Source organism: Nostoc sp. DedQUE04 (assembly GCF_034530995.1).
Classification (GTDB): domain Bacteria; phylum Cyanobacteriota; class Cyanobacteriia; order Cyanobacteriales; family Nostocaceae; genus Nostoc.
Window position 1 is genome coordinate 24,110 of the sequence record NZ_JAVRCA010000033.1, and the last position, 24,437, is coordinate 48,546.

A 24,437-nucleotide genomic window follows, 5' to 3' on the forward strand; every position below is an offset into this window, starting at 1 on the left:
AAGCACTAAATTGTCGCATTCTTCTAGTGATAAAATAATCAAGCTTTGATAAGTTGTAAATTATGACCTTATCTATTGAGTCAACTACAGCATTAAATATAGAAGAGTTCTTAAAACTACCGGAGACAAAACCAGCAAGCGAGTATTTTAACGGAAAAATATACCAAAAACCTATGCCGCAAGGAGAACACAGTACTTTACAAAGCAGTTTAATCACAGCTATTAATGAGATTGCTAAACCGCAAAAAATTGCTTATGCCTTTCCTGAATTACGCTGTACATTTGAAGGTCGTTCAATAGTACCAGATATTGCTGTATTTGAATGGCAAAGAATTCCCCTTGATGCTAAAGGTAGAGTTACAAATAAATTTGAGATTCCCCCAGATTGGATAATCGAAATTCTCTCACCGGAACAATCGCCTAACCGAGTTATCAACAAAATTACATTTTCTATTCAAAATGGAACAAAACTAGGTTGGTTACTCGATTCTGCTGATGAATCCATCATGATTTTTGAACCTAATAAATTACCAGAATTAAAAGAACAGCAAGATATCTTACCAGTTTTGAGTGTTTTAGAAAATTGGCAATTAACAGTTGCAGATGTATTTAGTTGGTTGAGTTTTATTTGAATAAAACATTTATTACAGCAGAAATCAGAAATCAAAAATCACAAATAAAACACGCTTTATCCGTCTCATAAATTTTGATTCACCTGGCATTGACTGCACAACCCAAAAAACTCTAGGGTGTGGTAAAAAACTTTAAATTTATGGCTTGATTCTAACTGGTTTTCTAAGTCATGAACTGGACATTGATTAATCGCAATTGAGACACCACATTGCAAGCAGGTAAGGTGGTGTTTATCTTGTTGTGCTAGGCTATAGAGGGCTTCACCATTAGCCAAATTCCGCACTTGTACTATACCTTCTAGTTTTAAGGCTTCTAGAGAACGGTAAACTGTTGCTAAACCCATACTCTGATTTGTATTACGTAGTTCTACGTAAATATCTTGGGCGGAAATGCCTTTTTTGATATTTTTCAGGAGGTTGAAAATACGCTCTTGACTGCGGGTGCGTATGGCTCTCATAGACAATTATTTAAGTATGCCACTGTAGTTTGAAGCTGTTAGATGAGCTAATCGATCGATTAACTTTAACCGCTTCGTAATCTTATTTTCACTCAGTTGGAACAGAAAGTTATAGTATAGCGATCGCAGCATTCAGCAAAAGCCCGTGCAAACCAAGTATCTAGCCAAAATTTTCGTGACCCTTCGTCCTTCAGTTTTAGACCCCGCTGGTGTGGCAGTACAATCCGGTCTTAAGCAACTGGGATACGATAACGTTGACCAGGTGCGGATTGGCAAGTACATTGAACTCACCATCACTTCAACTGAAGAGAAGAAAGCCCGTCAAGACCTTGATACCATTTGTGACCAAATGCTATCAAATCCGGTAATTGAAAATTACCGCTTTGAATTAATTGAGGTCGAAACTCAAACTGGAGTATTTTAGGGACTAGGGACTGGGGACTGGGAACTGGGGACTAGGAAAAAGTTTTCCAATACCCAATGCCCCATGCCCAATGACAAATGACAAATGACAAATGACAAATGACTAAATTCGGTGTTGTTGTTTTTCCCGGTTCTAATTGCGATCGCGATGTTGCTTATGTAATCAGAGATTTACTGGGGCAACCAACGCGCATGGTTTGGCATCAAGAAACAGATATTGCTGATTTGGATGTTGTGATTATTCCTGGTGGCTTTAGTTACGGGGATTATCTACGCTGTGGTGCGATCGCGCGTTTTTCACCTGTGATGCAACAGGTTGTGGAACACGCCCAAAAGGGTAAGTTTGTCCTCGGTATTTGCAACGGCTTTCAGGTATTAACTGAAGCTGGCCTTTTGCCAGGGGTGTTAACCAGAAATCGGGATTTACATTTTATTTGCGATCGCGTCCCCTTGAAAGTTGAGCGTACTAATCTATGGACGCAAGCTTATACAACTGGTGAAGTTATCACTTTGCCCATTGCCCACGGAGAGGGGCGATTCTACGCTGATGCAGCCACTCTTGCAGAAATTGAAAATAACGGGCAAGTCATATTTCGCTATGAAGGCGAAAATCCCAACGGTTCACTGAACAACATCGCCGGGATTTGCGATCGTCGGGGTAATGTGTTGGGAATGATGCCGCACCCAGAAAGGGCATCAGACGCAATGCTAGGGGGTAGTGACGGCTTGAGGTTGTTTCAAGGCTTACTAGAGAAAGTAGCGGCATTAGCGTAAAGCAAATAAGTTGAGCGTTTTGCGATCGCTCGATCGACTTTTCATCCTTAAGCTAGTAGTTGTTAAAATTTAGAGGCAAGCGTGTTCTAATCTTTTAGTAGACTTACAAAAGTCTGTGTACACAAAAAACTTTAAGCCAGTTTTGGCAAGTTTTTGAGAACAAAGAGAGAAACAAACTTATGGGACTTTTCGATCAAATTCTTGGTGCCGTCGCTAATCCCAATCAACAGGGCAGCTTAGGTGAAATAGGAAATATTGTTAATACTGTACAGCAGTTGAGCGATCGCACAGGCGCAAATCCTTCTACCATCCAATCAGTTTTGTCAATTGTAGGTGGTCAAGTGCGTTCTGCTTTACAAGACAAACAAGCCACAGATGGTAATGAAGCCACACAAAATTTAGTCAGTCAATATGCTGGTACTTCTGCCAACCCCCAAGCCGTCAATTCGTTGTTTTCTCCTCAGATACAACAGCAAGTAGCTGAAGTTGCTGCCCAGCGCACTGGGTTGGATGCTGGTATCGTTCAACAATTGCTACCTTTGGCAGTACCTCTGGTGCTAAAATTTTTGCAATCAGGTGCCAATGCTCAAAATCCCCAAGCTGGCGGCAATCCTGTCCTAAATTCCTTTTTGGATGCTGATGGTGATGGTGATGTCGATATCGCTGATGCCATCCAAATGGCTAGTCGATATATGAGACAGTAAGAGTTTTCTCCCAACTCCCCATTCCTTTGGGATAAACCAGACATCGGTAATTATACCTTGCTAGATTTTTAGCTAAGACATAGGCTGAGAAAACGATCAATTTGTAAATATAAATCAGACAGTCTATGTCTAAATTATTTGACTGTATTACTGAAGAACTGCAAAACTTTATTGCTGCCCAACACCTTTTCTTTGTCGGCTCTGCACCTTTGAGTCCTACGGGTCATGTTAACCTGTCTCCTAAAGGTCAGGACTGTTTTCGTATCTTGTCTCCCAACCGAGTAGGTTATGTAGACCTCACAGGTAGTGGTAACGAAACATCAGCCCATTTGCAAGAAAATGGGCGGATAACCTTCATGTTTTGTGCCTTTCAAGAACCCGCGTGTATCTTGCGTCTTTACGGCCAAGGAACCACCATTTTACCGAGTTCTCCAGAGTGGGACTCGTTGTATTCTCTATTTTTGCCGATACCAGGAACTCGTCAAATTATCGTCGCTGACATTGAAAAAATCCAAACCTCCTGTGGTTTTGGCGTACCACTCTATGAATATCAAGGTCAGCGCCAGACTCTAGTAAACTGGGCTACTAAAAAAGGCGAAGAAGGAGTTAGAGAATATCAACAGAAGAAAAATCTTGTCAGCCTTGACGGTTTAGCAACACCACTGAGTAAATTACTCTAACTTTGCCTGATGGATTATTCTATTAATCCATATATTAGCGATCAAAGTAAAGGAGTCAGCAATCGAGAGACTCTCACAGCTAACTTGAACCAAAAAGGTTTTTTATCGTACTCATTAAGATCGACAGCAACACAGACAGCTAAATCATCCTCTAACATCTTTTTCACACTTTGGACAAACCGAGGCTCGGTAGCAAAACCCATAACTTCAAAGTTGAGGGAAAAAGAGCGATTATCTAAGTTAACGGTTCCTACCCCTGCTAAATTCTCATCAATGACTATAATTTTCTGGTGCATAAACCCATTTTTGTAACGATACAACTTGATACCGATTTTTTCCATTTCGGTGTAGTAAGAAAAGGAACATAAATAAACAAATAAATGATCGGGTCGATTTGGTAAGAGAATTCGCACATCCACACCTCGCATTGCTGCCAGTTTTAAAGCTGACAATGTTGCCTCATCCGGCACAAAGTATGGACTAGCAATCCAGAGATGAGTTTGAGCTTGATTAATTAATTCGACGAAAAAAAGCTTACAAGCTGGCAAATGATCTGCGGGGCCTGTAGGAAGTATGAATACAGTTTGATTATCCTGATTAATTTTTACCTGCCAGTTAACTTCGATAAGTTTTCGAGTTGCCCAATACCAATCTCGCACAAAAGAGCTTTGTAGGCATTGTACAGTTGGGCCTTCGAGCATCATGTGGGTGTCGCGCCAGGGACTCAAGCGAGGATTTTTTCCTAAATATTCATCACCAATATTTAGTCCACCTACAAATGCGATTTCTCCATCCACCACCAAAATTTTCCGATGATTGCGAAAATTAAATTGGAACCGATTACCCTGACCTTTAGTAGTGTTAAATGCACTCACTGCAATTCCATGCTGTTGTAGAGACTCGATATAAGAGCGAGATAGTTTCTTTGAACCAATTTCATCGTAGAGAAAATAGATGCTTATTCCTTGCTTGGCTTTAGCAATCAACGCTTCTTTAAACTCATTACCTGATTGGTCATCGTTAACAGTATAGAATTGGAACAAAATATAATTTTTCGCCGATGCAATTTTTTTCAGCATTGCTTCATAGGTTTGCTGACCATCAATTAGTAATTCGGCAGCATTGCCTGATGTGAAAGAAATTTCTGTAAAAGCCTCCGCTAATGGTTGCAACTCGGCTAGATTATCTGGTGGCGCAACCTGAAATTTAATCAGTTCGCTATAAGTCGAACGAACAAGCTGGTAGTGTTGTGCATAGACTGAGCGCAGTGTTTCAGCATATCCATGAAATTTAGTTCTTCCTAAAATCCAATACAACGGAATAGCTAGCCAGGGAAAGGTAATTAAAGAAATGCTCCAGGCAATTGCCCCTTGAGAAGAACGCACATTCATCACTGCATGGGCTGCATGTGCAACTCCCACGACATGAACAACAACTGTAGCTGTGCTAAAAATCGCTAGAACACCAGCATCTACAAGCATCTTAATTTTTTTGAGTATTGGTATAAGTAAATTCTGCCAGCAATGGCTTATGATCTGATGAACAAATTTGGTCTAGCACTTTAGCACTGGCTTTTTTCACACTGATATCTCGATAAAAGATATGGTCTAAAGGAGGTGATAACAAAAAGCGTTTAATTTTCTCCTTCTCATCAGGTGCGAAAATTACAGGCGTTAATCCTAATTGAGTGGTTACTTGATTGAGAATAACTGCTCTTTTTCGACTCCAAGTATTGAAATCTCCTGAAAATATTAGTGGGCCCCGATGTGTAGATAAGGCTTGCTCTAATTCATTTAGTTGGATTTTAAATTTATTTATATCTACAAAATTGATCAGATGAGTATTAATTGTCAGCAGAGTTATGCTTTGCTCAGGTAGCAGATACTCAGTTATTAAAGAAATTTTAGGAGTTTTAACAATCGGTTCATAATGTTTAGTAGCTATAACTTTTTTGGTAATTGGGCTGATTGTCGAGGCTGTAAATATTCCTGAATAAGTTTGGTGATGAATATCTACGAAGTTAGGAGCAAAACTCCAATTCATTTTCAACCATTTTCCCCATTCATTTGCCTCTAACTTTAGAGAAAACTCTTGTAAAAATATGAAGTTTGGCTGATAAGTTGCAATAATTTTGGAAAAATCTTTTACCCAAGCATTATTATAGTTTTGTTTAGCAATATTCCAACTGAGAACTTTAATTGATTGACTATTAATTTCTGTTTGAATTGAATTATTTTTGTCAATTGTGAGTTCTTGTAAACGAAAAAATCTATAACCCGGAACCAATTTCGTAACTAGAGTGTTTACGTGTTCTTGAATATTAGGCATTACTAATATTAAAATGGATTTATTCTAGCTTAACGCTGACTTTTCACGGCATCTGGAAAACCTCTCTCTAAATCTCTCTCCTAAAAGGAGAGAGACTTTGAATTTTCCCCCTTCCCGACGCGGGAAGGGGGTTAGAGGATTAGGTTTTTGGTGGACTTTTCCACATAACGTGAAAAGTCAGAGCTTAACGCTATTAAACAGTCGTTAGAGAAGAATAGCACGTTTGTAAAGCTACAATCTATGCTCCATAAGCACTAGAGCTTGAACAATGTCAGGATGGATCGGGCGATTTCCCTGGATAGACCTTAAAGCTTACCAGAGTGGCTTAAGAGAGCGATCGCAACTATAACATCTGACCGTCTAAGCGGCATAATTTGACTTTATTAATGATCTTTGCACCTATTTTTTCATAAAAATTGATTCCACGCTCGTTAGACACAGCTACAGTCCAATCGATTCTGCCACAACCTTTTTCTTTGGCAATCTGGCGCAAGCGTAGCATGAGTGCCTGACCAACTCGGTGGCTTCGATATTCAGCTTTGACATATAAATCATCCAGCCAAATTCCAGGTTTTGCTAAAAAAGTTGAATAGATAAAATGATAAGTTGCCAACCCAATAGTATCGCCATCAACCTCAGCCAAAAGAACAAAAGCAAGAGGCGCTTCTCCAAATAAATCAATTTCTAGCTTTTGAGGAGTTGCTTCTACAGATTCAGGACAACCATCAAATTCAGCTTTCAAATGAATCAATTCCATAATGGCAGGAATATCTTTTTTATTCGCATATCGAATTAAAATATTCCTACCCTTTTTATTCTCGCTATCTAATATTTTCCTAAAACTCATATTGAGGAATAACTTCTGTCTCATTCTTTGCTGCATTTATCCACTCTTGCATTGCTGGAAGTGCCAAAACTGACTCTACATAATCTCTAGAAACAGTATCTAACTGCACATCATAGGCGACAAACCGCAGGACAACTGGAGCAAAAAACGCATCGGCAATCGTAAAATTGCCAAACAAAAAATTGCCACCAGTCCCAAACTTTTGACGTGATTCTTGCCAAATAGTAGTAATGCGGTCAATGTCTTGCTGTACGCCGGGTTCTAAACCTTTACCAGGATATTTAGTACGGCAGTTCATCGGCATATTCTGACGCAAGTTTTGAAATCCTGAGTGCATTTCTGCACTGATAGAACGAGCTAATGCTCTTGCAGCCTTATCCTCTGGCCACCATTGCAGGGTTGGAAAAGTTTCAGCTAGATATTCACAAATAGCGAGAGAATCCCACACTGTTTGTTTATCGTGCAATAACACAGGTACTTTTCCCGATGACGAATATTGCCGAATTTTCAATGAACAATCTGGGTGGTTATAAAGAGGAATCCGAATCTCATTGAATTCCAAACCGAATTGCTTCATCGCTAACCAAGGACGAAGCGACCAAGATGAATAATTTTTGTTGCCAATTACTAAAGTAAGTTGTGTCATGTTTTTAATACCGATAAAGTTGTTCAATCCACATAGATACATCAGTTTCCGAACCTGAAGAGAAAGATTTTCCGGTTACAGGGTCGTAAGCTTGCCAATAGATATTACCGTGGCGGTCAACCTTTTGCCAAACTTGTAATTCATTACGATCTGCTAAGAGTTTTTTGACAAAATTCTCCCAAATCAGATGCAGAGATTTCCATAACTTTGAGTTGGTTTTTTTCTGGAATGACGGACTACAATTTATTTCTATATCTTCTGTTGATAGACATTTAATGTTATTGTTCATAATAATTATTCTTGAAAGTTGCTCAGTAAATAAAACAGTAACAACATCTCAGTTAGGAATCAAATCATGGCTTGCATAGGTTCTATAAATTCCATTTATAGATATGAGAAATCATTAAGGGATTACCAAGAAATAAATTATCCGCTCTTGTGGGGTGGACATCTTGTCCGCCCTATGAACTGGGCGGGCGAGACGCCCACCCCACAATAAAAGTTATATATTTTTTTATTTGGAAGTCCCTAATATAGGACTCATATTTGATTTTTGAAAAAAACTCAGTACAGCTTTATTCCTTCTTCCCAGTCCCCAGTCCCTAGTCCCTACGATTAATTCAGAAATCAAATCAGATTGCTATACAACCTTTTTGCCACAATAAAGTCAGGATGTGTATACCCTTGTTCCGATCAATTGCCTATGAAACTCTCCCAACTCCGAGCCATAGTTGCAGTCGCAGATTGTGGTAACTTTAGTGAAGCAGCCTTAGAATTGCAGCTTTCCCAGCCTGCAATTAGTCATGCGATCGCCACGCTAGAAGAAGAATTAGGTGTGCCATTATTTGCGAGAGGTCGTCACGGTGCTGTGCTGACACCTGCTGGAGAGCGCATTTTGTATCATGCGCGTCAAGCAATGCAGCATCTACAGATGATGCAACACGAAGCAAACTCGCATAAAGGTTTACACGGTGGTCATGTGCGAATTGCGGCTTTTCGGAGCGTTGCTACTCATTTATTACCAAAAGCGATCGCTCAATTTCACAATCAATTCCCAGAAATTGCTGTCACAATCATAGAGTGTGCTGCTTTCACGGATGTAGAGCAGTGTTTGCATGATGGACGTGCCGATATTGGTATTACTTGTCTGCCAACTGGTGAAGAATTTGAAACCTGGGAAATTTTTCGAGATGAGTATGTAGCTTTACTACCACCAGATAGCAAAATTAGCAGTCCGCAAATTACTTGGGAAGACATCGCAGCCTATCCGCCAGTTTTGCTTCCTTGTACACCTTGCGGACGCATTCTTCACAACCACCTAAAGACTTTCGCAATTCCAATCAATACTGCTACCGACATTCAAGAAGATTCCACAGTCGTTAGCATGGTGAATCAAGGACTGAGAGCAGCTATTATGCCTCGTTTAGCAGCTGTACCCATTCCCCCAAAGGTGCAAGTATACAGTTTACCTGCACCGCTCGAAAGAGTAATTGCAACGGCAACTTTATCTAATACTCTGCAAGTACCTGCGGTATTCACCTTTTTGGAGATGTTGAGTAAATTTGATTTTTATAGTTTAGCTAAATTCACTTATTGAGCGCATACGAATTACGAACTTGTACTGAGCGTAGCCGAAGTATTACGAATTACTTAAACCGATGCCTCCTTTAGCGAATTCTTCAACGGTTTTTTGTGAGAATTCATGAGTTGCGATCGCCTGCAACATTGCCAGTGGTAAAGTTAAATGATCCGCTCCGGCTTGCAACGATGCGGCTGCTTCTTCGGGAGATTTGATACTAGCTGCCAAGATTTCCGTATCACTACCTTTGAGTACGCTAGCCATATCCCGCACTAAAGCAATACCATCACCTAACAATCGAGTAGCTCGATTTACATAAGCTATGGCAATTTTAGCTCCTGCTTCTCGTGCGACTGCTGCCTGTGCTGCACTATAAATCGCTGTCACCGAACAGGTAATCTCTGGTGATAGACTCGCCACCACTTCAAACCCTAACGGTGTTGCGGGAATCTTCAAAATTGTTTGCGAACCAATAATCTCGAAAGCCTTTCTACCTTCAGCTAGCATCCCAGCTTTATCAGATGCCATAAGTTGATAGTATAACGGGCCATTTGTCAAGGCAACCAACTTTTTGAGCGTGGTTTCTGGTGGAGTATCGCTTTGAGATAACAACGTGGGATTTGTTGTGATACCTTTCACCCATCCCCAAAGCTTAATAACTTCAGCTTCCGATGCGATCGCGGAGTCTAAATATAGTACCATACTTAATTCCTCACTTTTCCTACCTGCATTTCTCCTGCTATACACCCTACATCGTTCAGAAGCTTTGCACTGATATTTCTGCCAATCCCGATCGGATAAGCATTTTACCTGTTTATTCTATACTTTTTTAAATACCTATCCTTGATAGCCACTATTCATTCCCCTTTCCTGAAGAAATGCATCAAATGTAAACCTATCCGGTAGCGAAGTTTGTGCGCCTGGTTTTGTCGCTGTCAAAGCACCTGCTGCTGCACCCCAAACAACTGCTTGATGTAAGGAAAGTCCTTCAAAAAGTGCCGCCGCTAAACCACCATTAAAAGCATCGCCTGCGGCTACTGTGTCAACTGCATGAACTGAAAACGCAGGTACAAAAAACTTTTCTTCAGCAGTGGCACAAAAAACACCTTTAGCACCCAGTTTGACGATCGCACATTTCACACCCCGTTGCAATAAAACCGCAGCTGCTTTAGCGGCTTGTTCCTCACCATTCACAGGAAAACCTACCAATTGCGCTGCTTCAACTTCATTCGGTGTAATAATGTCTACCAATGGATACAATTCATCTGGTAAATTAGATTGTGCGGGTGCGGGGTCAAAAATCACTTTTATGTTTGCACCTTTTGCGGCTTTAGCAGCAGCAATCACGGCAGTAATCGGAATTTCTAGTTGTAAAAGTAGTGCTGTAGCTGCTGGTAATAAGTGGAATAATCGTTCTACATCTTCTTGATTGACACGCCCATTTGCACCTGGAATGACGACAATTTGATTTTCACCAGTCTGACTCACGGTGATAATAGCGACTCCAGAACTAACAGTTTCATCCACAAAAATGTTATCAGTCTGCACACCAGATGTTTGCAAATTGTTAACAAGTTCCTTACCAAAATCATCTGCACCTACACGCCCCACAATCTGGGTAGGAATGCCCAATTTTGCTAATGCTACGGCTTGATTGGCTCCTTTCCCTCCCGAAACTTTAAAAAATTCTTCTCCTAGTAACGTTTCTCCTGCGACTGGCAACCGGGGTGTTGTTGCTACCAAGTCTATATTTATGCTGCCGAAAACGATAATACTCATGATGCTGCTCTTAAAGTTATTTTGATTGATATTACAGGATGCGATGTCTGAAGGGCTACGCCTACGCAAATATGTAAGTAAATTAGGGTTATGTGAAACGCTCGAAATGACCAATTCTCATAATTTACATCATGGTTAGTTGTACAGTACTTAATTGATAAACTCCTTTAACCCTTTTGGTGATGTTGCTAATTATATGTATGATTTTTTTTGTAGAAAGGCAAAATCATTGTGGTAAAAGCGTAAACTCTACGGACACAATACTTTTCGGATAATCCCAACAATCTCTTTTTTGGTTTAAGAGAAAGGTAAATTTAAACCTTTTCCCTTTCTCCTTTCCCCTTTAATCGAAAAGTATTGCTACGGACACTTGCTTCTCTTTTCCGACACGCCGTGAAATTTTTCACCAATAACTGGGAACCATATAACCATCGTTTTAATGGTTGTCTTGTTAGGAGTAGGTTATGACATTTAAAATTCTCAGTTTAGATGGTGGTGGAATTCGTGGTGTAGTTTCGGTACAAATGCTCAAAGAGGTTGAAAGTCGAATCCAAGCAACTTACGGCTTAGAGTTACACCAATATTTTGACATGATTACCGGTACTTCTACTGGTTCGATTATTGCTGCGGGACTGGCGAAAGGCTTAAATACCACTCAACTGCTGAAACTATATGAAACAAAAGCTGAGCAAATCTTCCCGCAGCCAAGGAATTTTGAAAAACCCTGGCGATTTGTCAAAAATATATTTTCACCCAAATATTCTCATGATGGATTAGAAAAAGCCCTGGAAGATGAATCTGCTTTGGGTAAAACTAAAATTGGCGAGATTACCAACACTATATTGTTGATTCTCGCCTATGATATGCGTTATCGCAACACAACTTTTTTCACCAATTTACATCCTGATTTGGGCGCTCGCTGGTACGATGGAATTCCACTCAAAGATATATGTATTAGTTCAGCATCAGCGCCAACTTTCTTCCCACCACGCGAGTTAAAAGCATCTGACGAAGACAAATTTGGTAAATGGTCATTCCCTCATATTGATGGCGGAGTTTGTGCTAATAATCCATCCTTGGCAGCAATTAGTCAAGCTTTAAAAGTGAGTCGTTCTCCTAAGCTATCAACAGAGGATAAGAAAAAATATAATTTAGAAAATCTCAAACTAGAGGATATTTCTGTACTCTCTATCGGTACGGGTAAAAGCGCCAACCCATTTGAATATGAACAAATAAAAAAATGGCACACGTTAAACTGGGTAGAGCGGCTTGTGGATGTGTTCATGGAACCAACAGGTGAAATAAATAGTACGATTTGTCAAAACATCCTTGGAGGTTTCGAGTCAGGGCACTACCTTCGATTGGATTTTGATTTAAATGAGAGATATAAACCCTTAGCAAATGAAGATTATAAAATGACTCGTACTCTCATAGAAAAAAAATATCTAAGGAAAAATCAGTATTTAGTTCAAGCTGTAAATACAAACCTCAAAGAATACAATGATGATTGCATAGTTAAGAATATCCGTGTAAATGAAGAGATGGATGATTCCAGCAATAAAAATATTAAAACTTTGATCGCTGCGGCTCAAGCTTTCATTGATATTGGTTTGATTTATGATTCTAGAGTATATGGTAAAGGGCCGAAAGTAAAAGATGCAATCGAACAATTTATAAAAGTTAATCCTATTACCCATACAACTACGAATCAGACTGAGGCTTTATCAGTCTGATACAATGCTGAATTATTTGTAACAAACTAGATATCTGACTTCTAAAACAAGTCAGATATCTGTGGCATACAATTCTCGCAAATCAAATCGGATTGTTATACAAACAAAACTTGTTATTAGGCGATCGCAGCAACAGTTGGCTCGCTGTTATATGACTCCTATTTGATTTTTGAAATATACTTAGGTTGCCCACTAATAACTGGTGTTAGCCTTTGCAAAACTTGCTTCAATACCATCACCGTCCAATCTATATCAGCTTGCGTCGTATCACGCCCCAATGTGATGCGAATTCCGCCCAAAGCAGCTTTTTCTGAATAACCCATCGCTAACAATATCGGGCTAGGACTAAGTTTACCACTGTGACAAGCAGCACCAGCACTGATGCCGATGCCAGCAAGGTTTAGCTGTCGCACCAAGGCTTTACCGCTGAGTTTTTTTCCGTCGGCGTTTTCTAAGCACATACTGACATGGTGGGGTAAACGATCGCAAACATCCCCTGTAGGAATTAAACCAGGAATTTCAGCTAATTGGGCAAAAGCGCGATCGCGTAACTCAATTAATCGTGGTGTTTCTGTAGCTAATTCTTCGGCTGCTAATTCTGCTGCTACACCAAATCCGGCAATTATCGGTACTGCTTGCGTACCAGAACGCAGTCCCATTTCTTGTCCACCACCACCCAGCAAGGGCATTAACTCCACACCAGGACGCACATACAGCGCCCCTACACCTTGCGGCCCATAGATTTTATGACTGGAAAGGCTAAGTAAGTCTACAGGTAGTTGTTGCACATCTATGGGTAAGCGTCCCGCAGCTTGCACCGCATCTGTATGGAACAAAGCACCATGCGATTGCACAATTTTACCCAGTTCTGCGATCGCTTGCACAGTCCCAACTTCACTTTGACCGTAAATTATAGAAACTAAGGCTGTGTTGTGTCGCAACGCCGCCTTTAAATCCAAGGGGTTGACTCTGCCTTTAACATTTACAGACAAGCGCGTAACTTCCCAACCCGACATTTCTAGCAACCGCACTGTTTCAGAAATTGCGGAATGCTCAACACTGGAGATAATTATATGTTGAGGTACAGCATACAACCGAGCTACACCCATAATTGCTAGATTATTTGCCTCAGTGCCACCAGAAGTAAAAACGATCGATTCAGGAGTGGCGGCGTTAATTAAACCAGCAACTTGGACTCTGGCTTGTTCTACAACCATTGCCGCCCGTTGTCCCCACTCATGTAAGCTGGAAGGATTGCCCCACTGTTGAGTGAGGACTGTTTGCATAACTGCGATCGCTTCTTTTCGAGTCGGAGTAGTGGCGCTGTAATCTAGATAAATTTGCATATAACCGATAATGGTGAGAACACACGTTGGTGATAGACTGCCGATCTTGCCAGCAGATACAGTTTTAGTGGACAAATCCTGAAAAAATATCTGTAATTCTACATCTAGTAGCGGCTTTTTTCCTGTACTTGGAAAGCTATTTCTCTACTTAATTCCGAACGCAAAATTTTGGGAATGATAAATATGTCCACTCTCAATCCACTTTTAACAGATTACAGTGCAACTTATTTCTAGACCAAGATATTTTTTATATATCTTTTTACTGATATTTTCCCTCGCTGGTTGTCAACGAGTCCAGTCATTTAATCAGCGTCCAGCACCCTTACCACAAGACCCCTTAGTTCGAGTTTACTTTAACCATTCTGAGTCTTCAGAATACCAAGAAGCTTACCGTCAGCAAACTCGCCTTGGGGATGATTTAGAAAAACAGATTGTCGATGCTATTGTGCAAGCTAAATCTACAGTAGATGTGGCGGTACAAGAATTACGTTTGCCCAAAGTTGCCCAAGCATTGGCTGATAGACAAAAAGCTGGGGTAAAAGTGAGAATAATTTTAGAAAATACCTATAGCCGACCTTGGAGTAGCTTAACATCTGCCGAAGTAGGTAAGTTAGATAAAAGAGAACAGGAACGTTACAACGAATTTCGCAAATTTATCGATCTTAACCAAGATAATCAACTCAGTCCAGGCGAAATCAATCAAAGAGATGCTTTGATAATTTTGCAGAATGCCCAAATTCCCTGGCTAGACGATCGAGCCGATGGTTCAGCAGGTAGCAGCTTGATGCATCATAAATTTGTGATTGTGGACAATCGCCTCGTAATTATCACTTCAGCTAATTTTACATTAAGTGATACTTCTGGTGATTTTACAAATCTTAGTAGTTTAGGCAATGCCAATAACTTATTGCAGATTGACAGCCCGGAATTAGCTGCTTTATTTACAGAAGAGTTTAATATTATGTGGGGTGATGGCCCAGGAGGTCAGCCGGATAGTCAATTTGGTTTGAAAAAACCGATGCGTTTACCTAAAGAAATAACTGTAGGTAACACCAAAATTACTGTGCAATTTTCGCCTACTTCTCCAACTCAACTTTGGAGTAACAGTAGTAATGGTTTAATTGGTAAAACTTTAGATTCAGCAACCAAATCTATTGACATGGCGTTATTTGTCTTTTCCGAACAGCCTCTTGCCAATATTTTAGAAAAACGCCATCAACAAAGCGTGCAAATTCGCGCTTTAATTGAACCACAATTTGCCTACCGTCCTTACAGCGAAGCCTTAGATATGATGGGGGTTGCTCTTAGTAACAAATGTAAATATGAAGTTGACAATCATCCTTGGTCAAATCCAATTACTACCGTAGGTGTACCTGTATTACCCAAAGGCGATTTATTGCATCACAAATTTGCTGTTATTGATAGTCAAACAGTAATTACAGGTTCTCATAATTGGTCAGATGCAGCCAATAATGGTAACGATGAGACGCTTGTAGCGATCGAAAATCCGGTAGTTGCTGCCCATTATGTGCGAGAATTTGCTCGTCTTTATGCCAAAGTAAAACCAGGCTTACCACCAGCAATTCAACAAAAAATTAAATTAGAACAAACACGATGTCCTCAATTGAAGAAGGCAGAAGGCAGAGGGCAGAAGGAACAATTTATATCTTTACAAGACTTAGGAAAAGTTCCAGGAGTGAGTGCTATAACTTTAGAAAAAGATAGCCCGTCGTAGATATCGCGTGACTTTGTAAGGCGTACAGCTAGCTGTACATCCCTACAACGAGTATTCTACCTAGTTAAAAACATCTAAGATTACACAAATACCATATTTAAATTTGGCTGCTACCTAAACTAAGCAAACTACGGAAACGCCCATTCTGAGAAAATCGTTCTGCTATTATCTGTTGATAAACCGCCTCATAGCCATCAGTCATGTGCTCAACGCTAAAAAGATTTTCGACATGTTGGCGACAGGCATAGCGGTCTAACTCTGTTACCCGATCGATCGCACTGATGCACTCTTGAATATTATTGCAGAGGAAACCCGTCTTACCGTGGGAAATTACCTCTTCAGTAGAACCCAATTTCATCGCAATCACTGGCGTACCGGAAGCCATTGACTCTACCATCACCAATCCAAAGGGTTCCCGCCAAGTGATGGGGAACAGAGTTGCTACTGCACCTCCCATTAGAGCATTTTTTTGCTCGTGGTTGGCTTCACCTAAATACTCAATTTGCTCGCCGTCAATATGTGGTTTGATTTCCTTCTCAAAGTATTCCACATCAACGACATCCACCTTACCCGCCATTTTTAAATGCCAACCAGCAAGTTTTGCAATTTCTATGGCTAAATGCACTCCCTTGTCTGGAGACATCCGACCTAAAAATGCTAGGTAAGGAGGATCTTCTGGTTGGGAGTGAAACTCATAACTGCTAACATCAATCCCGTTGTAAACCGTTGCTATACAGTTCAACCCTAATCTTGGTTCTCGTTGGGAATTGGAAATACTGATATAGGGTTGTTTTTTACCAAAACTAAACATCTTTTCGTTGTCAGGGGTAAAAGTACCGTGCAACGTGTGAACTGTAGGAGTTTTTACTAGATTTGCATAAGACAGTGCCCCATGACCAATATGGGAGTGAATAATATCAAACTCTTCTGCACGTTCATATACCGAAGCTAGATTCAGCATCTCGTAAATGCTGTAATCTTTGATTGTGCGATCGAGTCTGAGAGAGCGGGGATGAACTGAAATTAGTTTTGCCAGACTAATCGAATCTCCCGATGCAAATAAAGTTACTTCGTGTCCGCGCCGGACTAATTCATCAGTCAGTAACCCTACTACTAACTCTATGCCACCATAAGCTGGAGGTGGAACTCTTTCCCACAGTGGAGCTACTTGAGCAATTCGCATCATAAACCTCCTAACAAATAAAACTTGAATTAGAAGTTTGTTCTTTCTGTTGTTGTAGTGCTTTTTATTGATTCACTTTGCATCAGAAATTAACTTCAGATACTAAACTTATTAACAATTATCTTTAAATCCTAAGCTTTTACTTCTATATTTTTCATCTATCCTAGTACGGAAATTACACACTCCTCAAGAGGTAAATACACTCTGAATGATGAAGTTTTGATGATTTTGGACAATCTTAAATATATATTTTACTGATAATAAAAAAATTTCTAAAATCGTCAAAATCTCAGATAAATGCTGATATTATGTGAAAAATCTCTGCATCCCTTGTCGTAAGAATTCAGTCCTTCTGAATTCAGGAGCCAGAATACTTAAAGAATCAGGAAAAAACTTGATAAGTAAATGTACGCATAAAGGTTAATAGCGACAGCAAACCCTTTGAGTATATAGGATATAAAAAAGTCCCCAGCTTTAGGTTGCTAGGGACTAATTACTTTCGGCTTGTAAACTGATTTACTGATTTAGCAGTCCGATCGCCATCTCAAGGTGCATCTTCGCTTTGTGCAAGTTTAGTAAACTCTCTTGGTCGTATCGGTCAGGGTAACTCATAGCCTTGCGCTCTAAAGTTATCCGAATTAGTGCCGCTTGTTCATCAGTGGGGGAGTTCATCTCATCTACGACTCCTTCGAGGAATTGAATAACACTAAAACCTGGTGATTTTAAACCTTTTCCTTGCCTTAATTGCGAGAGTGCTATCTGTGGGAATGCCATCAAGGTAACAATCCAACTAGTTTTGTACCCTCCATTCCCGGTAGGCTTCAATCCGTAACGCCTACATAAGTCTCTCAACTCAGCAGTAGTTTTGATTTCGAGTTCTGACCTTGTGAACATAAAATAGAATTACCCATTTGTAAAAGTGGTATCGGTGGTGAACTGTTTTGACAGACGCGAACACCACCGATATAAAACTCTATCTATATGTTCACGTATCGTTCAAGCTATATTTACATCTCTCAACAATGCCTAACCCTAAAGGTAATCCAGAAAATTTAAAACCACTTAAGTCTGATAGAGAAGAACCGCTAACACAAAATCTTAATTTTCGTGTCACCGAAAAAATGAAGGAAGAGGTGAAGGCACAAGATGACCCTCCTGAGTTTTGCAGAGAAGCTATTCAGAAAGCACTGGATGAGAAAAAAGGGAAGTAGTGAAAATTTGTTGGAGTTTAGTACAGCAACTTTTCAAAAAAATGAGATTTTTAATTAACTGAAGTCTATTGCAGCTGGTTTAAAAAAATCAGTCAAAAAGACCACTTTTTGAAATAACCGAAAATGCTAAAAATCCCTACCTTTTGGGTAGGGATAGGGCGGTTGTAGAGTTTGGGGTCAAAATGCCTACGAGGCGCGTCCACAATCGCGGTGATAGGGCTTTTAGATTCCCAGTTCACCGTGCTGGGTTCTGAGGTTTCCAAATTATTTGATGGCTTCCAAATTTAATTCTTTTTTTAAGTGTTCTCTTAATTGATCGATAGTACACCACTTTTCCATTAACTTGTCACCAGACAACGATTTAGCACAAGTGTCATACCAACCCCATCTGGCTCGCATTACCTCCCAATCAACAGGAATACTGTCCCAATTCCTCAAATCAGCAGAGCAATCCCTTAAATCAGCAATCCAATGAACCTTAACCCATCGAAAAATCCCCCACGGATGCTTTTCCCATTGAGGTTCATCTTCACTTCCTTCATTCACCAGTTCAACTACGTGTGTTAGGTATCTCTTTTTGCGTCCATCTGGTATTTTTTTTTGATCTCCTGCGGTATCTTTTTTGGATTCATGCGGTACTTGAGAAAGGATGATAAGAGATCCTTTTGGTAATTTACGGGCGTGAGATTCTACTACTGTTGTACTTTCACGTCTTTTAAAGTTCAACTGAAAGTAAGCTCCAATAGGATAGTTAGGATATGCCCACTCTCTGTCATCACCTTTGTCAGTGACACTTTTGATATAATCCAGATGATTACAATACATTATTTCTTACTACTTGCCTTGTATTAACTAGATTTTTCTCCATATCTAGTTTGCCCAAACTCTCATTAAAAACTTTGAAGTTTATTTTTGCCTACCTCACCAAGTGCAGATGTACGCGTAAAATTCCTTGAATTACCTGTTGTACAGCTTCCTTACTCAAGCTGCCATCTACCCGCACAATTCGTGAGGGATGGGATGCTGCTAAATGTGCGTATCCTTGCTGAACGCGCCGATGAAAAGCGATTGTCTCCTGTTCAATGCGGTCTAGTCCGACTCCATCTCCCCGTTTGCGGGACAGTCCCACTTCGACATCGACATCTAACCAAATAGTTAGATCGCTTTCTAAACCACCAGTGGCAATATTATTAAGCTGATTGATTAAACTCATATTCAGACCGCGACCATATCCTTGGTAGGCAATGGTAGAGTCAGTGTAGCGATCGCATAAAATATATTTCCCAACTGCGAGATTTGGTTTAAGTTCTTGTTCAACGTGTTGCGATCGGTCAGCAGCATACAACAAAAGTTCTGTCACTTCTGCAACTGGCTTGTCCTCTGCCTTTTCTAGTAGCAAGCGGCGAAGATGTACACCTAACTCTGTTCCCCCCGGTTCGCGAGTTACCACCACAGAAACACCGAGACTTTCCAACCACTCAGAACAAAGCTGCATTTGGCTTGTTTTGCCACAGCCTTCCACCCCTTCAAATACAATTAATTTCCCACCCATGCTTTTTTGTTCGCTGCTATAAACTGATTCGCTGACGTTTCATCAGATCAAGAATAGCGCGAAGTGTAAAATTAACCTGCGATCGCAGTTTATGATTCAATACAGTTCAGATAAGACCAAAACACCTGTAGAGACGGCGATTTATCGCGTCTCAAAAACTACGATTTAGTTACCTGAAAATTACTGTCACTTAAACGGTACAGGATCTCGCCAGCTTTCGGCACAAGTAATATGCCTTCATCCTCTCGGTTAGCCCATTGGGTGGGTTGAATAGTTGCCGGATCGCGATAGTTTAAGTTATGAGCAGCACAGCGTTCAGCAGAAATGCCAGTAGCTAAAGTCACGCGAATTCGCGCTTGTTCTCCTTTTATCGGATCAAAAGTACCCATCCCTTTTAAGTGAGTACTATGGGCCAGCACTCCAGCAGGATACTCTTGGAATTTATGCCACTGTTTGAGAAAGTAATCCCGCACATGATAGCCAATTTGGGATAAAATTTCGCCGTGTGTATAGCTAAACTCGGTAATATGAGGCGCATATATAATTACTTCGCCTCCGTCAGCTAATACTGGCTCTAGCTTGTACATTCCTTTTGCTGCTGTCCAAATGTCATCATACATTTGGGGCATGACTGAAAGCACTTGTTTAAAAGGCCGATCTACATATTTAATATGCAGTTTAGCTGATAGTTTTGCAGCAGCTTCCCAAGCTGACTCTGGTTTATCTATATAAAGTCCAGCTAGCTGATTGGTTTTCGGTGCGACCACCATCGCCAAACAAAGCTTTGGGGTAGAAATCAGGTTAGCGGCTCGGTTAATCAAACGCCGGACTGGTGTGATTCCCAGCGTACCAATAATTTCGTAACAAGTAATTAAAGCACCTAACCAGTGTGAGAGATTAATTACTTCTTGACCACCAATACCAGGAAAAAAATATTTATTTCCACCAGAAAAACCGACAACTTCATGGGGAAAAACTGGGCCGCAAATCACGAGCAAATCGAATTCTGTTACCAGCTTATTAATCCGCACGTCAACTGATTGATGTAGCATTCCACTGCTAATTTCTGCTATTTCATCTGCCGAAATTACTCCACAAGAAATAAAAGTATCTGGCTCATTCCACAGATGGTTAAATATGCGAATTTTTTTAAAAGTTGTCTCTCGCTCCTGTGGCGTTACTCCTACCAAGTGATTGATTTGTTCTTCACTCATCGGATTATGTGTACCCAGAGCAATTAAAAAATCCAGAGCCGCTACCCTCTTACCCAACTCCTGATGCAGCAATCGAAACATTTGCGGGATGGGAGCAGTACGGGTACTATCTGGAATTAACACCAAGATGCGCTGTCCATCAAATTTAGGGTTTGCGAAAGCTTGATGAACTAGCTCGGAAACTTGCTCATTTGAAAGTGTCCCATTATTTACAGCCAGTGAATACATTATTAAACTCCACTGTAGATACTAAATCCACCATCTACCGGCACAACTACCCCGTTGACGAAACTAGAACCAGAACTACATAACCAGATTAAGGTGCTGAGTAATTCATCTGGTTTCCCGAAACGTCCGGCGGGAGTATGGTCAATAATTTTTTGTCCGCGTTCGGTCAAACTACCATCAGAATTTAAGAGTAAATCTCGATTTTGTTCCCCAATAAAAAAACCTGGTGCGATCGCATTTACTCGCATTCCATCACCATACTTTTGGGCGAGTTCTACGGCTAGCCAACGAGTAAAGTTATCTATTCCCGCTTTCGCAGCTGAGTAACCAACCACGCGGCTAATCGCTCGGATAGCAGACATAGAAGAAATATTTACAATGCAACCGTGGGGTTGACTTCTTTCCACCATTGCTTGACCAAAAACCTGACAAGGTAGGAGAGTGCCAACTAAATTGAGGCTAACTACTTCCTCAAAAGCTGTATGTGGCATCTCAAAAATATTCCCATCAGCAGTAATTGTGGCAGCCGGAATATTACCGCCAGCCATATTTACCAAGATATCTATTTCACCCCAGCGCTGTATAATAACATCCCTAGCGATTTCTAATTGAGAGCGATCGCTAACATCTGCGATCGCAGCCATACTTTCTCCACCGTTAGCAGTAATCTCAGCCACCACCGCCCCCGCCCTGACTCCATTGCGACCCAAAACCACCACTCGCGCTCCAGCCAGAGCCAAACCCTTTGCCATAGCCCCACCAAGCACACCAGAACCACCCGTAACTACCGCAACCCGCTCCTTCAAACTAAAAAGTTTACTTAAAATCAAAATGATTCCCCCACTTAGTAAAATTCTCTGCGTACCTCTGCGCTTCCCTTCGCGCCCCTTTGCGTTTCAACTCCCCTCAAACTTATAAGCAACCTTAGCGAGGTCATAAGCCAAAGCACGAGCCATACCATACCCTTCCTCTTCCTCAACCAATCCCCGTGCGACCAATCCAGCCAACCAATTACAAGCTACCCGCTGCCAAACATTGTGACGAGCCGGAATCGAAACAAAAGCCCGTGTATCATCATTAAATCCAGCAGTATTATAAATTCCCGCAGTTTCTATAACCTGATTGAAATAACGCTCCATACCATTTACGCTGTCGTGAAACCACCAAGGCGGGCCGAGCAATACACTGGGATAATAACCAGCTAACGGAGCCATCTCGCGGCTATAAGTGCTTTCATCCATACCAAAAATGATTAAATGGAAGCGGCGATCGCTACCGTAAGCTGATAACAATGGGCGTAGATTGTGAGTCCATTCGATTTTTACGGGAATATCAGCACCTTTATCAGCTCCAAATTTCTCAAATAAAGCTGGGTTATGATTACGCATCACACCACAATGCATTTGCATCACTAACCCATCTTCCACACTCATCCGCGCCATTTCCATGAAGATATGACCGGTAAAATGTTCTACATCACCTAAATTCAGCTTACTGGCTAATGCTCTCGCAAAGATAGCTTCAGCTTCTTGGTCAGAAAGGCGTGTGGTATAAGGTGTAGCTGCACCTTGATCGGTAGCTGTCGCACCCATTTTTTTAAAGAAAGCTCGACGTTCTTCTAAAGCTTCTACAAAATTGGCATAAGTGTTAATTTCTCTACCAATAGTGCTTTCCAACTTGGAAAGATTTTCGCGCCAACCAGGAGCATCCAGGTTAACTACTGCATCAGGGCGAAAAGTTGGTCTAATTTGAGTAAAACCTTCTTCGTGGAGCGATCGCTGATTCTCTAGGTTATCACTGGCGGCATCGGTAGTACAAAGCACTTCGATGTTAAAGCGTTTGAATAAAGCACGAGGGGAAAACTCCGGTGAGGCTAACAAACCTTCCAGATAATCATAGATACGTCCGGCATTGTGAGAATTTAAAGGTTCATCCACCCCAAAGACGTTAGTTAGTTCCTCTTTCAGCCACAACCCTGACGGAGTACCTTGGAATAGATAAAAATGGTCGGCGAACAATTGCCAGATTTTACGGTGGTCGGTTTCTGCTGGCGAACCATCATTGCTTGGTATGCCCAAAGATTGCAGAGATACGCCCCGACTATAGAGCATCCGCAAAAGGTAGTGGTCAGGGATAATCAGTAATTCCGTGGGCGAACCAAAACGGGCTGCCGGATTAGCTAACAAAGCTGGATCTACGTGTCCGTGTGGGCAAACTAGAGGTAACGCAGATATACTGTCAAAAAATTGATGAGCTAATCGTCTTTGAACTGGTTCAGGAGAAAAGCAGCGATCGGGAGATAAACCCAGTTTTTTAGTTAACATAATTTTTGTATAAATTGTTTTAAATTTTAAATTGTTAATAATGCTGCACTACTACCACGCTCTAGTAGAAAAGGAGATAAAACGAGGTTTTCCACAGTTTTTTCTTCTATTAAATCGAGTAACATTTGCATGGCATAGCCACCAATTTCCAACATTGGCTGACTAATTGTGGTCAGCGGCGGCGTAACGTAACCGCCCAAAGCAATACCATCAAATCCAACGAGGCTTAAATTTCGCGGTACTAAAATACCTAATTCTTGGCAAGCTAACAGAGCGCCAACTGCCACCATATCGTTGTAACAAAATATGCCTGTAACTTCCGCAGTCAATAGTTTAGATAGCATATTTTGTCCGGTGTTTACGTCGCTGGTTCTGGTATTATATTCGTCACTAATTGAAACCCAATCAGTATTTTGTGGGATACCAGCTTCTGCAAGGGCCATTTGATATCCTTCTAGGCGCTGCTGGTTCGATCTGCTGCGATCGCCTACACCCAAATAACCAATAGCCGTGTGTCCTAAACTAATTAGATGCTCTGTCGCTAATTTAGCACCTAAGCGATCGTCTATTGCAACTGAATGAAATATTTCTGATTGGTCTTCAGTTTGACTATTAATTAGAACTGTTGGTACAGCAATTTGTGTGAGTTGTTTAGTATGCTGTTTACTAATTCGCGAGTCAGCTATTAAAATCCCGTCTACCCTGCGGCGATGAAAAGTATCAATAGCTGCCATTTCCTCCTCAAAATCTCGGTGTGAAGCACTCAACAAAACACTCAAACCTGCTGGTTTGGCTATCTTCTCGATTCCCTCTACCACCTCAGCGTAAAAGGGATCTGAAATTGAAGTTACTACTACACCAATAGTATTAGTACGTTTATTTTGCAAGCTTTGAGCAATAGCATTTGGCACATAACTCATCTCCTCTGCCAGTCGCTTAATTTCTTCTCGCACTTTCGGGCTAATGAGAGCATTATCTCGCAAAGCGCGTGAAACTGTAGAATGAGAAACCCCTGCTCTGCGGGCAATATCTTCAATTGAAATTCTTCGTTTATTCATTAT

26 protein-coding genes are annotated in these 24,437 nt (G+C 40.9%); 9 read left to right on the forward strand and 17 right to left on the reverse strand.

What is annotated here, in order from left to right; all coding sequences use genetic code 11:
- Nucleotides 1-62: 62 nt before the first annotated feature.
- Nucleotides 63-632 carry a Uma2 family endonuclease gene (locus RM049_RS21540; protein WP_322705617.1) on the forward strand — a complete coding sequence of 190 codons (570 nt, stop codon included), beginning with the start codon at nucleotides 63-65 and terminating at the stop codon, nucleotides 630-632.
- A 65-nt stretch (nucleotides 633-697) separates the two neighbouring features.
- Here RM049_RS21540 and RM049_RS21545 read toward each other — a convergent pair whose 3' ends face one another.
- Nucleotides 698-1,090: a Fur family transcriptional regulator gene (locus RM049_RS21545; RefSeq protein ID WP_322705618.1), complete on the reverse strand. Its 393-nt coding sequence runs from the start codon at nucleotides 1,088-1,090 to the stop codon at nucleotides 698-700.
- 145 nt (nucleotides 1,091-1,235) lie between these two features.
- Here RM049_RS21545 and purS point away from each other — a divergent pair, with 145 nt between their 5' ends.
- The 4 genes from purS (at nucleotide 1,236) to RM049_RS21565 (ending at nucleotide 3,671) form a co-directional block, all read left to right on the forward strand.
- The gene (purS, locus tag RM049_RS21550) at nucleotides 1,236-1,514 is read left to right on the forward strand and encodes a phosphoribosylformylglycinamidine synthase subunit PurS (RefSeq protein ID WP_292747447.1); all 279 of its coding nucleotides are present in this window, start codon (nucleotides 1,236-1,238) and stop codon (nucleotides 1,512-1,514) included.
- Between the two features lie 98 nt (nucleotides 1,515-1,612).
- Complete coding sequence (gene purQ, locus RM049_RS21555; RefSeq protein WP_322671887.1) at nucleotides 1,613-2,287, forward strand: phosphoribosylformylglycinamidine synthase subunit PurQ; 675 nt, start codon at nucleotides 1,613-1,615, stop codon at nucleotides 2,285-2,287.
- 179 nt (nucleotides 2,288-2,466) lie between these two features.
- Nucleotides 2,467-2,991: a DUF937 domain-containing protein gene (locus RM049_RS21560; RefSeq protein ID WP_322705619.1), complete on the forward strand. Its 525-nt coding sequence runs from the start codon at nucleotides 2,467-2,469 to the stop codon at nucleotides 2,989-2,991.
- A 125-nt stretch (nucleotides 2,992-3,116) separates the two neighbouring features.
- Entirely contained in the window at nucleotides 3,117-3,671 is a 555-nt protein-coding gene (locus tag RM049_RS21565; protein ID WP_322705620.1) for a pyridoxamine 5'-phosphate oxidase family protein, read from the forward strand.
- A 41-nt stretch (nucleotides 3,672-3,712) separates the two neighbouring features.
- Here the strand turns inward: RM049_RS21565 and cls are convergent, their stop codons facing one another.
- From cls to RM049_RS21590, 5 genes are all read right to left on the reverse strand, one after another.
- Nucleotides 3,713-5,152, reverse strand: a complete 1,440-nt coding sequence (cls, locus tag RM049_RS21570) for a cardiolipin synthase (protein WP_322705621.1) — start codon at nucleotides 5,150-5,152, stop codon at nucleotides 3,713-3,715.
- 1 nt (nucleotide 5,153) lies between these two features.
- Entirely contained in the window at nucleotides 5,154-5,999 is an 846-nt protein-coding gene (locus RM049_RS21575) for an endonuclease/exonuclease/phosphatase family protein (protein WP_322705622.1), read from the reverse strand.
- A gap of 343 nt (nucleotides 6,000-6,342) precedes the next feature.
- Nucleotides 6,343-6,846 (reverse strand): GNAT family N-acetyltransferase, encoded by a 504-nt coding sequence (locus tag RM049_RS21580; RefSeq protein WP_322705623.1) that lies wholly within the window; start codon nucleotides 6,844-6,846, stop codon nucleotides 6,343-6,345.
- Nucleotides 6,836-7,492 (reverse strand): glutathione S-transferase family protein, encoded by a 657-nt coding sequence (locus RM049_RS21585; protein ID WP_322705624.1) that lies wholly within the window; start codon nucleotides 7,490-7,492, stop codon nucleotides 6,836-6,838. Before RM049_RS21585 ends, RM049_RS21580 begins: the two co-directional genes overlap by 11 nt.
- A gap of 4 nt (nucleotides 7,493-7,496) precedes the next feature.
- Entirely contained in the window at nucleotides 7,497-7,781 is a 285-nt protein-coding gene (locus tag RM049_RS21590) for a hypothetical protein (protein WP_322705625.1), read from the reverse strand.
- A gap of 414 nt (nucleotides 7,782-8,195) precedes the next feature.
- On the opposite strand from RM049_RS21590, the gene RM049_RS21595 reads away from it, so the two are divergent.
- Nucleotides 8,196-9,089 carry a LysR family transcriptional regulator gene (locus RM049_RS21595; RefSeq protein ID WP_322705626.1) on the forward strand — a complete coding sequence of 298 codons (894 nt, stop codon included), beginning with the start codon at nucleotides 8,196-8,198 and terminating at the stop codon, nucleotides 9,087-9,089.
- Nucleotides 9,090-9,131: 42 nt separating this feature from the next.
- Here the strand turns inward: RM049_RS21595 and RM049_RS21600 are convergent, their stop codons facing one another.
- Nucleotides 9,132-9,773, reverse strand: a complete 642-nt coding sequence (locus tag RM049_RS21600; RefSeq protein ID WP_322705627.1) for a transaldolase family protein — start codon at nucleotides 9,771-9,773, stop codon at nucleotides 9,132-9,134.
- 135 nt (nucleotides 9,774-9,908) lie between these two features.
- Complete coding sequence (rbsK, locus tag RM049_RS21605) at nucleotides 9,909-10,850, reverse strand: ribokinase (RefSeq protein ID WP_322705628.1); 942 nt, start codon at nucleotides 10,848-10,850, stop codon at nucleotides 9,909-9,911.
- Between the two features lie 464 nt (nucleotides 10,851-11,314).
- Between rbsK and RM049_RS21610 the strand changes: the two genes are divergently transcribed.
- Nucleotides 11,315-12,583 carry a patatin-like phospholipase family protein gene (locus RM049_RS21610; protein WP_322705629.1) on the forward strand — a complete coding sequence of 423 codons (1,269 nt, stop codon included), beginning with the start codon at nucleotides 11,315-11,317 and terminating at the stop codon, nucleotides 12,581-12,583.
- Between the two features lie 158 nt (nucleotides 12,584-12,741).
- On the opposite strand, the gene RM049_RS21615 is transcribed toward RM049_RS21610, so the two are convergent.
- Nucleotides 12,742-13,929, reverse strand: coding sequence for a cysteine desulfurase family protein (locus RM049_RS21615; protein WP_322705651.1), 1,188 nt, complete (start codon nucleotides 13,927-13,929; stop codon nucleotides 12,742-12,744).
- Between the two features lie 217 nt (nucleotides 13,930-14,146).
- Here RM049_RS21615 and RM049_RS21620 point away from each other — a divergent pair, with 217 nt between their 5' ends.
- Complete coding sequence (locus tag RM049_RS21620) at nucleotides 14,147-15,664, forward strand: phospholipase D-like domain-containing protein (RefSeq protein WP_322705630.1); 1,518 nt, start codon at nucleotides 14,147-14,149, stop codon at nucleotides 15,662-15,664.
- Nucleotides 15,665-15,761: 97 nt separating this feature from the next.
- Here the strand turns inward: RM049_RS21620 and RM049_RS21625 are convergent, their stop codons facing one another.
- Together RM049_RS21625 and RM049_RS21630 are read right to left on the reverse strand one after the other, a co-directional pair.
- A complete protein-coding gene (locus tag RM049_RS21625; protein ID WP_322685564.1) occupies nucleotides 15,762-16,847 on the reverse strand; it encodes a glycosyltransferase family 4 protein in 1,086 nt (361 codons plus the stop codon).
- 516 nt (nucleotides 16,848-17,363) lie between these two features.
- Entirely contained in the window at nucleotides 17,364-17,741 is a 378-nt protein-coding gene (locus RM049_RS21630) for a hypothetical protein (protein ID WP_292718534.1), read from the reverse strand.
- Nucleotides 17,742-17,869: 128 nt separating this feature from the next.
- On the opposite strand from RM049_RS21630, the gene RM049_RS21635 reads away from it, so the two are divergent.
- Nucleotides 17,870-18,058, forward strand: coding sequence for a hypothetical protein (locus tag RM049_RS21635; RefSeq protein ID WP_094353117.1), 189 nt, complete (start codon nucleotides 17,870-17,872; stop codon nucleotides 18,056-18,058).
- A 264-nt stretch (nucleotides 18,059-18,322) separates the two neighbouring features.
- On the opposite strand, the gene RM049_RS21640 is transcribed toward RM049_RS21635, so the two are convergent.
- The 6 genes from RM049_RS21640 to RM049_RS21665 all read right to left on the reverse strand — a co-directional run bounded on the left by RM049_RS21640 (nucleotide 18,323) and on the right by RM049_RS21665 (nucleotide 24,434).
- On the reverse strand, nucleotides 18,323-18,883 hold the full coding sequence (locus tag RM049_RS21640; protein ID WP_322705631.1) for a hypothetical protein: 561 nt from the start codon (nucleotides 18,881-18,883) through the stop codon (nucleotides 18,323-18,325).
- A 91-nt stretch (nucleotides 18,884-18,974) separates the two neighbouring features.
- A complete protein-coding gene (tmk, locus tag RM049_RS21645; protein WP_322705632.1) occupies nucleotides 18,975-19,610 on the reverse strand; it encodes a dTMP kinase in 636 nt (211 codons plus the stop codon).
- Nucleotides 19,611-19,768: 158 nt separating this feature from the next.
- Complete coding sequence (locus tag RM049_RS21650) at nucleotides 19,769-21,052, reverse strand: lactate racemase domain-containing protein (protein WP_322705633.1); 1,284 nt, start codon at nucleotides 21,050-21,052, stop codon at nucleotides 19,769-19,771.
- Between the two features lie 2 nt (nucleotides 21,053-21,054).
- Nucleotides 21,055-21,882, reverse strand: coding sequence for an SDR family oxidoreductase (locus RM049_RS21655; RefSeq protein WP_322705634.1), 828 nt, complete (start codon nucleotides 21,880-21,882; stop codon nucleotides 21,055-21,057).
- Between the two features lie 66 nt (nucleotides 21,883-21,948).
- Nucleotides 21,949-23,376: a glucuronate isomerase gene (gene uxaC, locus RM049_RS21660; RefSeq protein ID WP_322705635.1), complete on the reverse strand. Its 1,428-nt coding sequence runs from the start codon at nucleotides 23,374-23,376 to the stop codon at nucleotides 21,949-21,951.
- Between the two features lie 26 nt (nucleotides 23,377-23,402).
- Nucleotides 23,403-24,434: a LacI family DNA-binding transcriptional regulator gene (locus tag RM049_RS21665; protein ID WP_322671906.1), complete on the reverse strand. Its 1,032-nt coding sequence runs from the start codon at nucleotides 24,432-24,434 to the stop codon at nucleotides 23,403-23,405.
- Nucleotides 24,435-24,437: the final 3 nt, after the last annotated feature.

Excerpts from the sequence above, each read along its gene's own strand:
- RM049_RS21540 (WP_322705617.1), top strand. The coding sequence starts at position 63 with ATGACCTTATCTATTGAGTCAACTACAGCATTAAATATAGAAGAGTTC.
- RM049_RS21545 (WP_322705618.1), bottom strand. The coding sequence starts at position 1,090 with ATGAGAGCCATACGCACCCGCAGTCAAGAGCGTATTTTCAACCTCCTG.
- purQ (WP_322671887.1), top strand. The coding sequence starts at position 1,613 with ATGACTAAATTCGGTGTTGTTGTTTTTCCCGGTTCTAATTGCGATCGC.
- RM049_RS21560 (WP_322705619.1), top strand. The coding sequence starts at position 2,467 with ATGGGACTTTTCGATCAAATTCTTGGTGCCGTCGCTAATCCCAATCAA.
- RM049_RS21565 (WP_322705620.1), top strand. The coding sequence starts at position 3,117 with ATGTCTAAATTATTTGACTGTATTACTGAAGAACTGCAAAACTTTATT.
- cls (WP_322705621.1), bottom strand. The coding sequence starts at position 5,152 with ATGCTTGTAGATGCTGGTGTTCTAGCGATTTTTAGCACAGCTACAGTT.
- RM049_RS21575 (WP_322705622.1), bottom strand. The coding sequence starts at position 5,999 with ATGCCTAATATTCAAGAACACGTAAACACTCTAGTTACGAAATTGGTT.
- RM049_RS21580 (WP_322705623.1), bottom strand. The coding sequence starts at position 6,846 with ATGAGTTTTAGGAAAATATTAGATAGCGAGAATAAAAAGGGTAGGAAT.
- RM049_RS21585 (WP_322705624.1), bottom strand. The coding sequence starts at position 7,492 with ATGACACAACTTACTTTAGTAATTGGCAACAAAAATTATTCATCTTGG.
- RM049_RS21590 (WP_322705625.1), bottom strand. The coding sequence starts at position 7,781 with ATGAACAATAACATTAAATGTCTATCAACAGAAGATATAGAAATAAAT.
- RM049_RS21595 (WP_322705626.1), top strand. The coding sequence starts at position 8,196 with ATGAAACTCTCCCAACTCCGAGCCATAGTTGCAGTCGCAGATTGTGGT.
- RM049_RS21600 (WP_322705627.1), bottom strand. The coding sequence starts at position 9,773 with ATGGTACTATATTTAGACTCCGCGATCGCATCGGAAGCTGAAGTTATT.
- rbsK (WP_322705628.1), bottom strand. The coding sequence starts at position 10,850 with ATGAGTATTATCGTTTTCGGCAGCATAAATATAGACTTGGTAGCAACA.
- RM049_RS21610 (WP_322705629.1), top strand. The coding sequence starts at position 11,315 with ATGACATTTAAAATTCTCAGTTTAGATGGTGGTGGAATTCGTGGTGTA.
- RM049_RS21615 (WP_322705651.1), bottom strand. The coding sequence starts at position 13,929 with ATGCAAATTTATCTAGATTACAGCGCCACTACTCCGACTCGAAAAGAA.
- RM049_RS21625 (WP_322685564.1), bottom strand. The coding sequence starts at position 16,847 with ATGCGAATTGCTCAAGTAGCTCCACTGTGGGAAAGAGTTCCACCTCCA.
- RM049_RS21630 (WP_292718534.1), bottom strand. The coding sequence starts at position 17,741 with ATGTTCACAAGGTCAGAACTCGAAATCAAAACTACTGCTGAGTTGAGA.
- RM049_RS21635 (WP_094353117.1), top strand. The coding sequence starts at position 17,870 with ATGCCTAACCCTAAAGGTAATCCAGAAAATTTAAAACCACTTAAGTCT.
- RM049_RS21640 (WP_322705631.1), bottom strand. The coding sequence starts at position 18,883 with ATGTATTGTAATCATCTGGATTATATCAAAAGTGTCACTGACAAAGGT.
- tmk (WP_322705632.1), bottom strand. The coding sequence starts at position 19,610 with ATGGGTGGGAAATTAATTGTATTTGAAGGGGTGGAAGGCTGTGGCAAA.
- RM049_RS21650 (WP_322705633.1), bottom strand. The coding sequence starts at position 21,052 with ATGTATTCACTGGCTGTAAATAATGGGACACTTTCAAATGAGCAAGTT.
- uxaC (WP_322705635.1), bottom strand. The coding sequence starts at position 23,376 with ATGTTAACTAAAAAACTGGGTTTATCTCCCGATCGCTGCTTTTCTCCT.
- RM049_RS21665 (WP_322671906.1), bottom strand. The coding sequence starts at position 24,434 with ATGAATAAACGAAGAATTTCAATTGAAGATATTGCCCGCAGAGCAGGG.